The sequence below is a fragment of the Candidatus Pelagibacter sp. PS_06 genome, from assembly GCF_059418045.1.
Genome location: NZ_CM182078.1, coordinates 636,544 through 649,963 on the forward strand (window position 1 = coordinate 636,544; position 13,420 = coordinate 649,963).

A 13,420-nucleotide genomic window follows, 5' to 3' on the forward strand; every position below is an offset into this window, starting at 1 on the left:
AATTAAATATTTTGCTTGATCTTTTCTATCAAATTACCTTTTACAATTCTATGACAAACATCTAAGGAATTTGAAAATCCAATATAATCAGTCCCCCCATGACTTTTGACAACTGGTGAGTCAAGACCAATAAAGATAGCACCATTATATAGCCTTGGATCTAGACGTTTTTTAAATTTATTCAAATTTGAAATATTTAATAATGATGAAATTTTTCCAATTATTGATCCTGTCATAGCCTTCTTAAGTTCACTAGTGATGAAGTTTGCCGTACCTTCAGCTGTCTTTAAGGCAACGTTACCAGTGAAACCATCAGAAACAATTACATTAACATTCCCATCCATTAAATGATTTCCTTCTATGTAACCTGAAAAATTATAGTTTTCTGTTTTTTTATCATTTAAAGCTTGGTAAGTTTCTTTAATAGTTTCATTTCCTTTAATTTCCTCTGATCCTATATTTAATAAACCAACATTAGGTTTTTCACTTGGGTATAATGATGTGTAAAGAGAGGCACCCATTATAGAAAAATCTAATAAGTTTTTAGAGCTACATTCTATATTTGCACCTAAATCTAAAACAACACTCATTCCTTTTTTGTTTGGCCAAAGAGCAGATAATGCGGGTTTGTCTATATTCTCAATCATTTTAAGATTAAGTTTTGAAATAACTAATAAAGCACCTGTATTTCCAGCTGACACAACAATATCAGCTTCCTTTTTCTTAACACTATCAATGGCAAGCCACATACTAGTATTTTTTCCTCTTTTAGCACCTTCAAGTGGGCTGTCAGTACTTTTAACTACATCTGTAGTATGAACGATTTCAAAATGATCTTTATTTACTTTGTTATTAATAAGATTATTAATTTTATTTTGATCACCAAAAATCTTATAAAATATATTTTTGTTTAATTCATGATTAAGAATAATACCTTCAATAACTTTATTTGGTGAGTTGTCACCACCCATTGCATCAACTGCAATTTTAATCAGATCTGTCATTTTAGATTTTTTATTATTCTTTTGGGTCTAAAACTTGTCTTCCCTTGTACATACCAGTTTTCAAATCTAAATGATGAGAAAGCCTATATTCTCCAGACTTTTTATCTTCAACAATATTTTTTGTTGAATATTTCATCGTTTGAGCTCTTCTCATTCCAGTTCTGGACGGGGTTTGTTTTCGTTTTGGTACAGCCATAATTATGGGTTACTTACACTTTTTAAATAAGAATTCAAAGTTTTTTTTGATAAATTTTCATCAAATAACTCAAAATAATCAAGTAAATGATCAATTTTAATAAAATCAGTTAAAAAAATTGTAAACTTTTCTATTTTTTGCAATCTTGTTAAATTGTTCCAGAAATGAATTTCTGAAACCATTGAGTGAAATAGATTTATATAATCTTTCATCTTTTTATTAATAGATTGGTCACCATAACCAATTTCTCTAATACTAAGCTCAAGTTGTCTGAAGTTGAAATCATAAATTTCTTGTAAAATAATCTTATTTTCTTCGTTTTTAAAATTTTTTAAAAAAAAAGCAAAATGTAATAAAAATAAGGTTAATCGATCTGAAAAATTATCTTCTCTATTTAAAGATTTATATAAGTCTTTATTTCTAGTGTAATTAATTAAATTGTTATAAATATATAGATATTTTTCACTCATGATAAAAATATTATATATAATTTTTCTTTCATTAATAGTTACAAATTGTTCAATTAAAAAAGTTGTTAAACATCACGGTGTACCTTTTCTAGAAAAAAAACAATCCTCATTAATTGTAAATAAAACTAATAAAAATGACATAATACAAATATTAGGAAATCCATCTACAAAAAGTAAGTTTGATAATGACTTATGGATCTATATTGAAAGAAAGCAAACACAATCAAAATTAATTAATTTAGGTAAAATGAAAATATATAAAAATGACGTCCTAGTATTAGATATAGACAATTATGGAATTCTTAGGAGTAAGCAATTTTACAACAAAAATGATATGAAAAAAATACAAAAGGTAGAAGCAACTACAAAAAGAGGATTTAAAAGAAATACGTTTGTTTATGATTTTATGTCTAGCATGAGACAAAAGATTAATGACCCTCTTGGATCGAGGGCCAAAAAAAGAAACGAAATTAACCAGCGATAACTGCTAATAAAAGTAAAGCAACAATATTGGTAATTTTTATCATTGGGTTAACAGCAGGACCTGCTGTATCTTTATATGGATCACCTACAGTATCACCAGTTACAGCAGCTTTATGAGCTTCTGAACCTTTTCCACCATAATTTCCATCTTCGATATATTTTTTAGCGTTATCCCAAGCACCACCACCAGCAGTCATTGATACGGCGACAAATAATCCTGTAATAATTACTCCCAACAACATGGCACCAACTGCAGCTAATGCAGCTACTTGGCCACCAATTAAAAGAATTATAAAATAAAGAACAACTGGAGATAAAACAGGCAATAAAGATGGTAATATCATTTCTTTAATTGCTGCTACAGTTAAAAGATCAACTAATTTAGCATAATCTGGTTTTTGTTTTCTCTTCATTATACCTGGGAATTTTTTAAATTGCCTTCTAACTTCAACAACTACAGCACCACCTGCTCTTCCAACAGCTTGCATTCCCATTGAACCAAATAGATAAGGTAACATTCCACCAATTAACAAACCTACAACTACGTAAGGATTAGATAAATCAAATGTTACAACTATACCCTCTAATTTAGAACCAGCTACATTTGAGAAATGTTTAATATCTTCAACGTAAGCTGCGAATAGAACTAAAGCTCCTAGACCAGCTGATCCAATCGCATAACCTTTAGTAACAGCTTTTGTAGTGTTACCTACAGCATCAAGAGCATCGGTAGTTTTTCTAACTTTTTTATCTAAGTTAGACATTTCGGCAATTCCACCGGCATTATCAGTTACTGGGCCATAAGCATCCAATGCAACAACCATACCAGCAAGAGCTAGCATAGTAGTAACAGCGATTGCTATTCCAAAAAGACCAGCGATCGCATTAGTGGCTAAAATTCCAGCAACAATAATTAACGCAGGGACAGCAGTAGCTTCCATAGAAACAGCTAAACCTTGAATAACGTTTGTACCATGTCCTGTTGTAGACGAAGCAGCTACAGATTTTACTGGTCTGTAATTTGTACCTGTATAATATTCAGTAATCCAAATTAACAATCCTGTAATTACTAGTCCAATTATTCCACAGTAATATAAACTCATACCATTAAAACTTTTACCATTAACATTATATTCTGTAGCAAAACCTATTACATAATCAGTAACTGGATACAAAATAACTATTGAAGTAATAGCTGATACAATAAACCCTTTATATAAAGCATTCATTACATTTTTGTCTTTTCCAAGTTTAACAAAGAAAGTTCCTAGTATTGAAGTTATAATACAAGCACCACCAATTGTTAGAGGGTAAATCATCATGCTCATGTCTCCTTGAAAGAAAATAGATGACAAAACCATAGTTGCAACAATTGTAACAGCATATGTTTCAAATAAATCAGCAGCCATACCAGCACAATCACCAACATTATCACCAACATTATCTGCAATAACAGCAGGGTTTCGTGGATCATCTTCTGGAATACCAGCCTCAACTTTACCCACTAAATCTGCACCAACGTCAGCACCTTTTGTAAAGATACCACCGCCTAGTCTTGCAAAAATAGAAATTAGAGAAGCCCCAAAACCTAGAGCAACAAGTGCGTTAACAATTTCTCTTTCATCGATGTTAAATTTTAATAAATAGTAATAATAAACAGCTATAGATAATAATGCTAAACCAGCAACCAACATACCAGTTACAGCACCCGATTTAAATGCTACTGATAAGCCTTGAGCCAGCCCTTTTCTAGAGGCTTCAGCTGTTCTAACGTTAGCTTCAACAGAAACTAACATTCCAACATAACCAGCTATACCAGATAATGTAGCACCAACTAAATATCCCAAACCAACTAAAGGACTAAATGCAATACTTACAATTACTAAAACAACTACACCAACAATAGCTATTGTTTTATATTGTCTAGCTAGATAAGCCTTAGCTCCAATTTGAATTGCAGAGGCAATTTCTTGCATTTTGGCATTACCTGCGCTTTGATTTAAAATATTTTTACCAGTAAAAAACCCATAAACTATGGATAATAAACCAGCTCCGATTGTGTATAATAAAATAGTCTCTACTGTTGCGCTCATATAAACCTTAAGGTTGTTGGTTGTTAAATTTTAAGCCCGGACAATACAAAAAAAGCTAAAAAAGACAATAATTAACTTTTAGAATTGGTGGATATAACCAGAGCTTTTAATCAGTAAAAGCTGACCTTTTTTATCAATAATAACCGGTTTTTCATTAATTCGTCTAATTTTGCCAATTTTTGATATTTTAATACCTAGTTTCTTTGATGTACTTTTAATGATTCTAGATTTATCAACACCAGCTGTAAATAAAATCTGATAATCATCACCATTAGATATAAAATTTATTTTTTTAAGATTGTTTGTTTTTAAATATGTATTTAAATTTCTAGATACAGGAATTTTTTCTTCAAAAATTTTATAGGATAATTTTTGCTTGTTTAGCATTTTTCTAAGATCATCAATCAAACCATCAGATATGTCTATTGACGAATTAGCAAATTTTAATAATTCTTTAGCTAATTTAATATGAATTTCAGGTTCAAAGTATTTTTTTACAAAATATTTTTTAAGTTTTTTGTTTGTTTTAATCTTGTTTTGTAAAATTTTTAAACCAATAAAACTATCCCCTAGATTCCCTGATACATATATATCATCATTATATTTAGCCTTATTTCTATAAACAATATTTTTTGAATAACCTACTGAGGTAATAGAGAAACTTAGTTTGTTTGAAAAAGTTGTATCACCTCCACATAAAAAAATTCCATATCTATCTTGTTCTTGTTTTAATGAGATAGAAATTTTAGACAAATTCTTATGTGTAAATGTTTTTTTATTCCCACTACCTGATATGAAATAATATTTTGGCAAAACACCTTTGCAAATTAGGTCTGAAATAGAAGACCTTATTATCTTTTTAATTACTAATTCAGGATTTTTAAAATCAAGAAAATGAGTTCCTTCATTATAAGTATCTATTGAAATCACTAAAGATTTTTTTTTATCGAAAAAAACATCATCGTTCAGATCTAGTGAATACTTATTAAATTTTGATAATTTTGAAAAATATTTCCTAATTAAATCAAATTCATGCATTTTTTGTTCTTAACTTTTTTCCAACATTATCTAGTAAGGCATTTAAATATTTTGTTTGGGAGTCTTCTAAGAAAAAATTTGATGAATTTAAGTATTCTTTGATTATGATATTGATGGAGATATTTGGTTTATATAAAAATTCGTAAGTAGCTGCTTTTAAAATAGTTTGAAAGACTTTGTCTAGGTTGTCTAAAACAAACTCATCACCAAGTTTATTGTTTAATTCATCTAATATTAAATCATTACGCTCAATAGTGCCAAAAACTATATCTTTTATAAACTTTTTAAATCTGTGCTTTGGAAAATCAATACTATCATCCTCATTATAAAATTTACCATATAGTTTTTGAATTATGATAACTCTTGGGTTATTTTTTGGATTAAAATGAGTTTTCATTTTTGTGATAAAACTGAGTTTACCGCAACTGCTGCTTCACCACCTTTTTTTCTTCGTAATTTAGCTTGTTTCATATTTAAACAAGTTATAATTCCATTTCCGATAGGTTTTTTACTAAGAACTGACATATGCATGATCGCATTAGTTGAAGCTTGTGAAATAAAATCGAAATGTGGTGTTTGACCTTTGATAACACATCCAAGAGCCAAAAAAGCATCGTATTTTTTAATATTTTTGGAAATAGTTACAGGTATCTCAAAAACTCCAGGTACTTTAATAGTCTTAACTATATTTGATTTTGGGATTAATCTTAATGCACTATCAAGAAGACCTTTGGCTATATCCTTATAATAATCTGCCACAACTATTAGATATTTTTTTTTCATTAAATAATTTCTTGTTTGGTAATTCTTATACCATAACCCTCTAAACCTATAACCTTTTTAGGAGATTTTGTAATCAAGGTCATATCTTTAATTTTTAAATCTTTTAATATTTGAGCACCAATACCATAATTTCTAATAAGTTTATCTTTTCCCTTTTTATAAAAATCCTTATTTTTGTAGTCTTTAAGAGTTTGAGTAACTGATTTAAGATTTATATCTTTTATAAATACCAGAACACAATTATTAAATTTTTTAAAATAATTTAAAGTTTTATTAAAAGAATTTGGTAACTGTTGATTTATAAGATAGTTTTGAACAACATTAGATGAAATTACTCTTACTCTAGGTTGAGCACCTTTTTTAATCGTACCCTTAATTAAAGCAAAATGTTCAGATCCATCTAATAGATTTTCGTATATTTTAATCTTATATTTTTGATTTTTAACTTCAATTAAACTCTGTTTCTTTAATTTAATTAATTTTTCTTTTTTTAACCTATAAGCAATTAAATCTTCAATTTTACCAATTTTAAGATTGTGTTTTTTTGCAAAATTAAATAAATCTTGCCCTTTGGCCATTGTTCCATCTTCATTCATAATTTCGCAAATTACAGCTGAGTTATTTTTTTTTGCTAATTTAGATATATCTACAGATGCCTCTGTATGACCAGCTCTTACTAAAACACCGCCATCTTTTGCAATTATTGGGAATACATGACCTGGGGACACAATATCATTTTTTTTTACATTTTTTTTAGATGCAATTTTAATAGTTTTAGCTCTATCTTTTGCAGAAATTCCGGTGGTAATTCCCTTTTTTGCTTCAATAGAAACTGTAAATGCAGTTTTGTTTCGTGATTGATTGTTTGCTGACATCAAAGTTAAATTCAATCGTTTTGCCTGAACAGAGTCTAAAGCTAAACAAATTAAACCACGGCCATACTTAGCCATAAAATTTATATTTTTTGCATTAGAATTAGATGTTGAGATTATCAAATCACCTTCGTTTTCTCTTTTCTCATCATCAACCAAGATAAACATACCACCTCTTTTAGCAATATTGATAATACTTTCTATTGATGCAAAATTATTTTTTGGCATTAAAATAATTCCTAACGTATTTAGATAAGATATCTATCTCTATATTTACAAGATCATTTTTTTTGATAGTCGACAGATTTGTTTCATTGTATGTATGAGGAATAACCCATATTTGAAACCCTTTTTTTGAAAGTTTTGATATTGTTAGGGAAATACCATTTACACATATTGATGCTTTTTCAATTAAGTTTTTTCGTTCTTTGATCGGGACCTCGAATTCAAATAAATAAGATTTATCCACATTCTTTATATCTTTTACCTTGGCGATAGTATCAACATGACCTTGGCAAATATGGCCTGAAATTTTTGTTCCATATTTTAAAGGTAATTCAAGATTTATAACATTTTTAGTTTTTAAATATTTGAATTTTGATCTAACTAAAGTTTCATTAGAGAGATAAAATTCCATTAATTTTGAGTTATATGAAATTAACGTCAAACAAACACCATCACAAGCTACTGACAAACCTTTATCTTTTTTGGAAACATTAAGATTGCTTTTTACAAATATATTTAACCCTTTTGGTCTTTTAATAATTTTTGCAACAGTACCCTGATTATAAATAATTCCATTAAACATATTAGTTTTTATATAATGTTATTTTATCTTTACCCAAGTTTAAGTTTAAATTTATTTTATTTTTATAATTTTTCTTTAATACATCTAAACTATTAAATTTCAAATACTCAGTTACTTTTGAAAGATTTTTAGGGCTTTTATATAAATAAAATTTATTAAAAATTCTATTTTTTAAAAGATGACTTGTTAATTCATCACCACCTTCAATTAATAAATTTCTACAATTTTGCATGTATAATTTTTTTAATAAATATTTAAAATTAAACCTACCTTGTTTGTTTACTTTAGATTTAATTAATTGGATTTTTTTTTTCGTAAAATCTAAAACTTTAGATTTATCAGCTTGATTATAAAAAATTATAGTATTATCTTTATTTGCAGTTTTTATTAGATAGCTATTAATTTTAGTTTGAAGTCTATTATCTAAAATTATTCTCTTGGGTGAATATTTACCAAACTCTTTAATTCTACAATTTAATTTAGAATTATCTTTGTTTAAAGTTTTGTATGAGACCATTATAGCATCATTCTTGTATCTTAATAAATGTGTAAATTTATCAGAATGTACATTTGTAATCTTTTTATTTAATTTACTATAAATAAGATTATTTTTTGATACAGCAATTTTACCAGTCACATAAGGTAATTCATTTTTTCTATTAAAAAAATATGTTGAGTAAAAGTTATTAATTTTATCCTGAAGAAGACCTTTTTTAACTTTGATATTATTTAATTTTAAAACTTTTAAACTTTTATTTCTTACTCTTTTATCAATATCTGCAACAGAATATATGACCTCAGAAATTTTAGATTTAATAATTATATCTGTACATGGTGGTGTTAACCCATGGTGACAACATGGTTCCAAAGTAACATACATCTTTGAACCATTTAATTCATCTATACAATTCTTTATCGCATTGAATTCTGCATGAGGTCTTCCATTATATGATGTTTGACCGATAGAGATTATTTTATCGTTTTTAACTATTACACACCCTACAGATGGATTTGATCCTGTAAGTCCTAGACGAGAGTTAGCCAACTTTAAGGCTATCTCCATATAAAATTTATCTTTTAGCGAAAATTTATCTTTTTTTGTAGACATCAAGTTTGTCCACGAATTGCACAAAATCTTTTTCTTCTCTAAAGTTTCTATAAACAGATGCAAATCGGACGTATGCAACTGGATCAAGTTCTTTTAAACCCTCCATCACCATGGTCCCAATTGTATTTGTCGAAATTTCACTTTGACCTAATTCTTCTAATGCTCTCGAAATTTTACTTATAAATTTCTCTACAGTTTCTGTATCTATTGGTCTTTTCTTAAGAGCTATATAGATTGATTTAGCCAATTTATCTCTATCAAAAGTTGATTTTCTTCCATTCTTTTTTACAACCATTATTTCTCTAAACTGAACTCTCTCGAATGTTGTAAAACGTGCACCACAGACACACAATCTTCTTCGTCTTATAGCGGTACCATCTTCAGTAGGTCTTGAGTCGACAACAGATGTCTCCCCTTTTTTACATATTGAACAAATCATCTATTATAAATTCTTATATATAGGAAATGATGAAGTTAAAGAAATAACTTCATTTCTGACTTCATTTTCAACTTTGCTATTATCAGTTGGATTTTCAGAAAGTCCTTTTATTACTTTAGTTATAAGTTCTCCAACTTTTTGACATTCATTAAGACCAAAACCTCTTGTTGTTATAGCTTGTGTTCCAAGTCTAATCCCAGAAGTTATCATTGGTTTTTCAGTATCAAAAGGAATACCATTTTTATTACATGTTATATTTGCTCTGGATAAACTTTCTGCTGCTAGATTACCTTTAACTTTGTAAGGTCTTAGATCTACTAACATTAAGTGTGTATCGGTACCATCTGAATAAATCTTAAAGCCATTATTCTTTAAAGTCTCAGCTAAAATTTTTGCATTAGCTAAAACAGACTTAATATATTCTTTGAACTCAGGCTGAAGTGCTTCTAAAAATCCAGCAGCTTTAGCGGCTATCACATGCATTAGTGGCCCACCTTGATAACCAGGAAAAACTGCTGTATTAAATTTTTTAGCTAAATCTTCATGATTAGTTAAAATAATTCCACCCCTTGCACTTCTGAAAACTTTATGAGTTGTTGAAGTGACTACGTGAGCATAATCACATGGGTTTGGATACCCTTTTCCAGCAACTAAACCAGAAAAATGAGCCATATCAACCATCAGGTATGCGCCAACTTTATCTGCTATATCTCTAAATCTTTTAAAATCAATTACTCTTGAATAAGCACTACCACCACAAATTATTAATTTTGGTTTATGTTCAAGAGCAAGTTTTTCAACATTATCGTAATCAATGAGCTCTGACTCTTTATCAACATCGTAACCTATTGGATTAAACCATTTACCTGACATTGAGATTTTTAATCCATGAGTAATATGACCACCAGAATTTAAACTCATTCCCATAAATGTGTCTCCTGGATTTAATAATGCTAAAAATACAGCACCATTAGCTTGTGCACCTGAATGTGGTTGGGCGTTAGCAAATTTACAATTGAATAATTTTTTTAATCTTTCAATAGCTAAATTTTCAGCTACATCAACGTGTTCACATCCGTTATAATATCTTCTACCAGGATAGCCTTCCGCATATTTGTTGGTTAAAACTGAACCTTGAGCCTCTAATACAGCTTGTGAAACAATATTTTCAGATGCTATCAACTCTATATGCTGTTGTTGTCTTAATAGCTCATCTTGAATTGCTTTGTATAGTGCAGGATCTTTTTTAGATAAACTATCTTCAAAAAAACTTTTATAGTTGTCATTTAAATAATTTTTTTCACTAGACATAATTAAATCTTTTTAATTCTTTTTGAATGTCTGCCACCTTCAAATTTTGTATCTAAAAAAACGCCCACACAACTTAAGGCATTTTTTTTGGTTAATAGTCTAGACCCTAATGTAATGATGTTTGCATCGTTATGCAATCTAGATAATTTGGTAGATTTTAAGTTAAAACATTGAGCTGCACGTATATTGTTATGTCTATTTGCCGCAATATTCATTCCCATACCAGAGCCACAAACTAAAATACCAATATTATTTTTATTTAACTTAACTTTTCTAGCAACTTTATGAGCAAAATCTGGATAATCTACTCTACTGTCATTGTAAGGACCCATGTCTGTAAATGATAATTTTTTATTAGATAAATAAGATTTTATAGCTTCTTTTAATTTAAAACCAGCGTGGTCAGATGAAATAAATATTTTTTTCAAATTAGTTAAATTTATAATCTAGAACACAAGCAACAAGATGAATTCTATTTTCTTCTCCACCATTAAATGCATTATGATATTTAGTGTTATTAGTGACCCAAACTGATCCATCAGCAGGCATATGTTTTGCAACATTATCTATAACCATTAAACACCCAGGATTACTAATTATTGGTATATGTAATCTTGGCTCAGGATCTCTATGCCAACTTAATGTTGATCTTGGCTCTTTTAGTAAAATTCTAACACGACCCAATTTATATTTTGAAGACAATACATCATAAACTTCTTTAAAATATGTGTTTTCATAATCTTTAATAAATTCTGAATATGCAGACTCGTCAACTTCAATATCTCTTGAAACTTCTTTTCCTGACTTATCAGGCTTAGTCCAATACACGCCTCTGGCTTTATTTCCCTTTATAGAGTCTGGATCACCAGGTATTTGAGTTAAAGAAATGGCTCCAAAATGTGTTACACCACCACCATCATCAAATTTTTTTGTTTGAACAATTTGATTGTACGCTTCATGTAACTTTGAAATGTCAAACTTGATGTTTTGTTTTTGAAAATCGCTAAAATCTAAAAGCTTATTTTCTTTTTTTATATTTAAGTCTACAACTTTTGTGTTATCTATGCTCATCGGAATTGTTTTGTACTTATTTTAATATATATTTGTATAATACATTTGTCGCATTAATAAAGTGATTTAAAACATGATTACAGGAAGATATCCAAACTTAAGACTAAGAAGAAATAGGAAGGAATCTTGGTCAAGACGATTGACTCAAGAAAGTACGCTAAGTCCAAATGACTTTATATTACCTATATTTTTAATAGATGGTTCCAATAAAAGAGAGTCTATATCAACAATGCCAGGGGTTTATAGATACTCAATCAATAGAATATCTCAAATTGTGGATAAAGCCATTAAAATTGGGATACCGATGGTAGCTCTTTTTCCTAAAACTAGAAATAGTCTTAAAAATGAAATTGGCTCAGAATCACTTAATGAAAATAACTTGGTATGTAGAGCAATTATTGAAATTAAAAAAAGGTATAAAAACAAAATTGGTATTATGTGTGATGTGGCACTAGATCCCTACACATCGCATGGCCACGATGGATTAATTAAATCAAATCAGATTATAAATGATGAAACAATAGAAGTTTTAATTAATCAATCTTTGTTACAAGCCGAAATGGGATGCGATGTGTTAGCTCCATCAGACATGATGGATGGAAGAATAGGAAAAATAAGAAAAGCTCTTGATAAATCAAACTATCAAAATGTTCAAATATTATCTTATGCTGCGAAATATGCTTCAAGTTTTTATGGACCATTTAGAGATGCAGTAGGATCTAAAGGATCATTAAAAGGAGATAAAAAAACATACCAGATGGATTTTAGAAATAGTGATGAGGCTTTAAGAGAGGTTGCTCTAGACATTAATGAAGGAGCTGACATGGTGATGGTAAAACCAGGGATGCCTTATTTAGATATTATAAAATCAGTAAAAGAAAAATTTAAAATACCAGTATTAGCTTATCAAGTATCAGGAGAATACAGTTTGATTTCAAATGCTATTCAAAAAAAATTAATAAATGAAGATGCTATATTTGAAAGCCTGGTGGCTTTTAAAAGAGCTGGAGCTAATGCAATTGTTAGTTATTACGCAGACAGAATAGACAAAATTTTAAAATAATTATGTTAAAGAATTGATAAATAACAATCTACTATTTGGATAGTTCAAATTATTTGGCTTTAAAATTGTTTTATCTAGATAATCACCAACTAATTTTAATCCACTCAATAAAACTTTTAAATCATTAACTTCCACATCTTTTTCAATTAGAAAATTAGGGACATATTTTTTTTCTGTTGATGAAATAGCATAATAAATAGTTTTGTCTTCAACAATATCTTTTTCAACAAGATTTTCTAATTCTAAATCATAACCAATCACTTTTAGTAAATCTAATTCCCAAAAAATATATTTTTTTAACCAGTCTTTATCGTTTAATATTAAAAAAAGATTTTCAATTATTTGATAAACTTTAATATTTGATTGAGAGTCAGCAGTAAGAATTTTAATTAAATTAATTGCAGATGTAATACATGACAATTTTTGTTTATGATCAAAATATAATGGACTGTGAGCATTCAAAATCTCTACTTTAAAATAACCAATTCTATTATCACTTTTAGAACTATAATTTACATGTAATCTATTGCCTATTTGTAAATAATTTTTAATTTTTTTTGAAGTACCCCCAAAAATTATACCTGAAATTTTTCCTCTATCTTTTGTATATATCTCAGCAATTAAAGAATTTTCACTATATCTATTTTTGCTTATTAAAAAACCTTCATCTATCCAGTTCAT

17 protein-coding genes are annotated in these 13,420 nt (G+C 28.4%); 2 read left to right on the forward strand and 15 right to left on the reverse strand.

The window, feature by feature from the left end; genetic code table 11:
* Positions 1–2 precede the first annotated feature (2 nt).
* From plsX to AC5SLZ_RS03125, 3 genes are read right to left on the reverse strand one after another with little or no spacing between them, the layout of a single operon-like run.
* A complete protein-coding gene (gene plsX / locus AC5SLZ_RS03115) occupies positions 3–1,004 on the reverse strand; it encodes a phosphate acyltransferase PlsX (protein WP_494616158.1) in 1,002 nt (333 codons plus the stop codon).
* Positions 1,005–1,017: 13 nt separating this feature from the next.
* Positions 1,018–1,200 (reverse strand): 50S ribosomal protein L32, encoded by a 183-nt coding sequence (rpmF, locus tag AC5SLZ_RS03120; protein ID WP_008544930.1) that lies wholly within the window; start codon positions 1,198–1,200, stop codon positions 1,018–1,020.
* Positions 1,201–1,202: 2 nt separating this feature from the next.
* Positions 1,203–1,670, reverse strand: coding sequence for a ubiquinol-cytochrome C chaperone family protein (locus AC5SLZ_RS03125; RefSeq protein ID WP_028036959.1), 468 nt, complete (start codon positions 1,668–1,670; stop codon positions 1,203–1,205).
* On the opposite strand from AC5SLZ_RS03125, the gene bamE reads away from it, so the two are divergent.
* Complete coding sequence (gene bamE, locus AC5SLZ_RS03130; protein WP_028036958.1) at positions 1,669–2,154, forward strand: outer membrane protein assembly factor BamE domain-containing protein; 486 nt, start codon at positions 1,669–1,671, stop codon at positions 2,152–2,154. The genes AC5SLZ_RS03125 and bamE overlap by 2 nt on opposite strands.
* On the opposite strand, the gene AC5SLZ_RS03135 is transcribed toward bamE, so the two are convergent.
* From AC5SLZ_RS03135 to AC5SLZ_RS03185, 11 genes are all read right to left on the reverse strand, one after another.
* The gene (locus AC5SLZ_RS03135) at positions 2,141–4,246 is read right to left on the reverse strand and encodes a sodium-translocating pyrophosphatase (RefSeq protein ID WP_028036957.1); all 2,106 of its coding nucleotides are present in this window, start codon (positions 4,244–4,246) and stop codon (positions 2,141–2,143) included. The genes bamE and AC5SLZ_RS03135 overlap by 14 nt on opposite strands.
* Before the next feature lie 78 nt (positions 4,247–4,324).
* Positions 4,325–5,284, reverse strand: coding sequence for a thiamine-phosphate kinase (thiL, locus tag AC5SLZ_RS03140; protein WP_494616160.1), 960 nt, complete (start codon positions 5,282–5,284; stop codon positions 4,325–4,327).
* On the reverse strand, positions 5,277–5,681 hold the full coding sequence (locus AC5SLZ_RS03145) for a transcription antitermination factor NusB (RefSeq protein WP_494616161.1): 405 nt from the start codon (positions 5,679–5,681) through the stop codon (positions 5,277–5,279). The genes thiL and AC5SLZ_RS03145 overlap by 8 nt, the downstream gene beginning before the upstream one ends.
* Positions 5,678–6,067: a 6,7-dimethyl-8-ribityllumazine synthase gene (gene ribH, locus AC5SLZ_RS03150; RefSeq protein WP_494616162.1), complete on the reverse strand. Its 390-nt coding sequence runs from the start codon at positions 6,065–6,067 to the stop codon at positions 5,678–5,680. Before ribH ends, AC5SLZ_RS03145 begins: the two co-directional genes overlap by 4 nt.
* Positions 6,067–7,167: a 3,4-dihydroxy-2-butanone-4-phosphate synthase gene (gene ribB / locus AC5SLZ_RS03155; RefSeq protein ID WP_494616164.1), complete on the reverse strand. Its 1,101-nt coding sequence runs from the start codon at positions 7,165–7,167 to the stop codon at positions 6,067–6,069. The genes ribH and ribB overlap by 1 nt, the downstream gene beginning before the upstream one ends.
* Entirely contained in the window at positions 7,154–7,747 is a 594-nt protein-coding gene (locus tag AC5SLZ_RS03160; RefSeq protein ID WP_494616165.1) for a riboflavin synthase, read from the reverse strand. Before AC5SLZ_RS03160 ends, ribB begins: the two co-directional genes overlap by 14 nt.
* A 1-nt stretch (position 7,748) precedes the next feature.
* A complete protein-coding gene (gene ribD / locus AC5SLZ_RS03165; RefSeq protein ID WP_494616166.1) occupies positions 7,749–8,855 on the reverse strand; it encodes a bifunctional diaminohydroxyphosphoribosylaminopyrimidine deaminase/5-amino-6-(5-phosphoribosylamino)uracil reductase RibD in 1,107 nt (368 codons plus the stop codon).
* The gene (nrdR, locus tag AC5SLZ_RS03170) at positions 8,836–9,294 is read right to left on the reverse strand and encodes a transcriptional regulator NrdR (RefSeq protein ID WP_028036950.1); all 459 of its coding nucleotides are present in this window, start codon (positions 9,292–9,294) and stop codon (positions 8,836–8,838) included. Before nrdR ends, ribD begins: the two co-directional genes overlap by 20 nt.
* A 3-nt stretch (positions 9,295–9,297) precedes the next feature.
* Entirely contained in the window at positions 9,298–10,605 is a 1,308-nt protein-coding gene (gene glyA / locus AC5SLZ_RS03175; protein ID WP_494616168.1) for a serine hydroxymethyltransferase, read from the reverse strand.
* 2 nt (positions 10,606–10,607) lie between these two features.
* Complete coding sequence (gene rpiB / locus AC5SLZ_RS03180) at positions 10,608–11,033, reverse strand: ribose 5-phosphate isomerase B (RefSeq protein WP_494616169.1); 426 nt, start codon at positions 11,031–11,033, stop codon at positions 10,608–10,610.
* A gap of 1 nt (position 11,034) precedes the next feature.
* On the reverse strand, positions 11,035–11,676 hold the full coding sequence (locus tag AC5SLZ_RS03185) for an aspartyl/asparaginyl beta-hydroxylase domain-containing protein (RefSeq protein WP_494616170.1): 642 nt from the start codon (positions 11,674–11,676) through the stop codon (positions 11,035–11,037).
* Positions 11,677–11,749: 73 nt separating this feature from the next.
* Between AC5SLZ_RS03185 and hemB the strand changes: the two genes are divergently transcribed.
* Positions 11,750–12,739 carry a porphobilinogen synthase gene (gene hemB / locus AC5SLZ_RS03190; RefSeq protein ID WP_494616171.1) on the forward strand — a complete coding sequence of 330 codons (990 nt, stop codon included), beginning with the start codon at positions 11,750–11,752 and terminating at the stop codon, positions 12,737–12,739.
* Here hemB and recO read toward each other — a convergent pair whose 3' ends face one another.
* Entirely contained in the window at positions 12,740–13,420 is a 681-nt protein-coding gene (recO, locus tag AC5SLZ_RS03195) for a DNA repair protein RecO (protein WP_494616173.1), read from the reverse strand. It lies immediately after the preceding gene.

Excerpts from the sequence above, each read along its gene's own strand:
- AC5SLZ_RS03160 (WP_494616165.1), bottom strand. The coding sequence starts at position 7,747 with ATGTTTAATGGAATTATTTATAATCAGGGTACTGTTGCAAAAATTATT.
- ribB (WP_494616164.1), bottom strand. The coding sequence starts at position 7,167 with ATGCCAAAAAATAATTTTGCATCAATAGAAAGTATTATCAATATTGCT.
- plsX (WP_494616158.1), bottom strand. The coding sequence starts at position 1,004 with ATGACAGATCTGATTAAAATTGCAGTTGATGCAATGGGTGGTGACAAC.
- AC5SLZ_RS03145 (WP_494616161.1), bottom strand. The coding sequence starts at position 5,681 with ATGAAAACTCATTTTAATCCAAAAAATAACCCAAGAGTTATCATAATT.
- thiL (WP_494616160.1), bottom strand. The coding sequence starts at position 5,284 with ATGCATGAATTTGATTTAATTAGGAAATATTTTTCAAAATTATCAAAA.
- AC5SLZ_RS03135 (WP_028036957.1), bottom strand. The coding sequence starts at position 4,246 with ATGAGCGCAACAGTAGAGACTATTTTATTATACACAATCGGAGCTGGT.
- ribH (WP_494616162.1), bottom strand. The coding sequence starts at position 6,067 with ATGAAAAAAAAATATCTAATAGTTGTGGCAGATTATTATAAGGATATA.
- rpmF (WP_008544930.1), bottom strand. The coding sequence starts at position 1,200 with ATGGCTGTACCAAAACGAAAACAAACCCCGTCCAGAACTGGAATGAGA.
- AC5SLZ_RS03125 (WP_028036959.1), bottom strand. The coding sequence starts at position 1,670 with ATGAGTGAAAAATATCTATATATTTATAACAATTTAATTAATTACACT.
- glyA (WP_494616168.1), bottom strand. The coding sequence starts at position 10,605 with ATGTCTAGTGAAAAAAATTATTTAAATGACAACTATAAAAGTTTTTTT.
- nrdR (WP_028036950.1), bottom strand. The coding sequence starts at position 9,294 with ATGATTTGTTCAATATGTAAAAAAGGGGAGACATCTGTTGTCGACTCA.
- ribD (WP_494616166.1), bottom strand. The coding sequence starts at position 8,855 with ATGTCTACAAAAAAAGATAAATTTTCGCTAAAAGATAAATTTTATATG.
- AC5SLZ_RS03185 (WP_494616170.1), bottom strand. The coding sequence starts at position 11,676 with ATGAGCATAGATAACACAAAAGTTGTAGACTTAAATATAAAAAAAGAA.
- bamE (WP_028036958.1), top strand. The coding sequence starts at position 1,669 with ATGATAAAAATATTATATATAATTTTTCTTTCATTAATAGTTACAAAT.
- hemB (WP_494616171.1), top strand. The coding sequence starts at position 11,750 with ATGATTACAGGAAGATATCCAAACTTAAGACTAAGAAGAAATAGGAAG.
- recO (WP_494616173.1), bottom strand. The coding sequence starts at position 13,420 with ATGAACTGGATAGATGAAGGTTTTTTAATAAGCAAAAATAGATATAGT.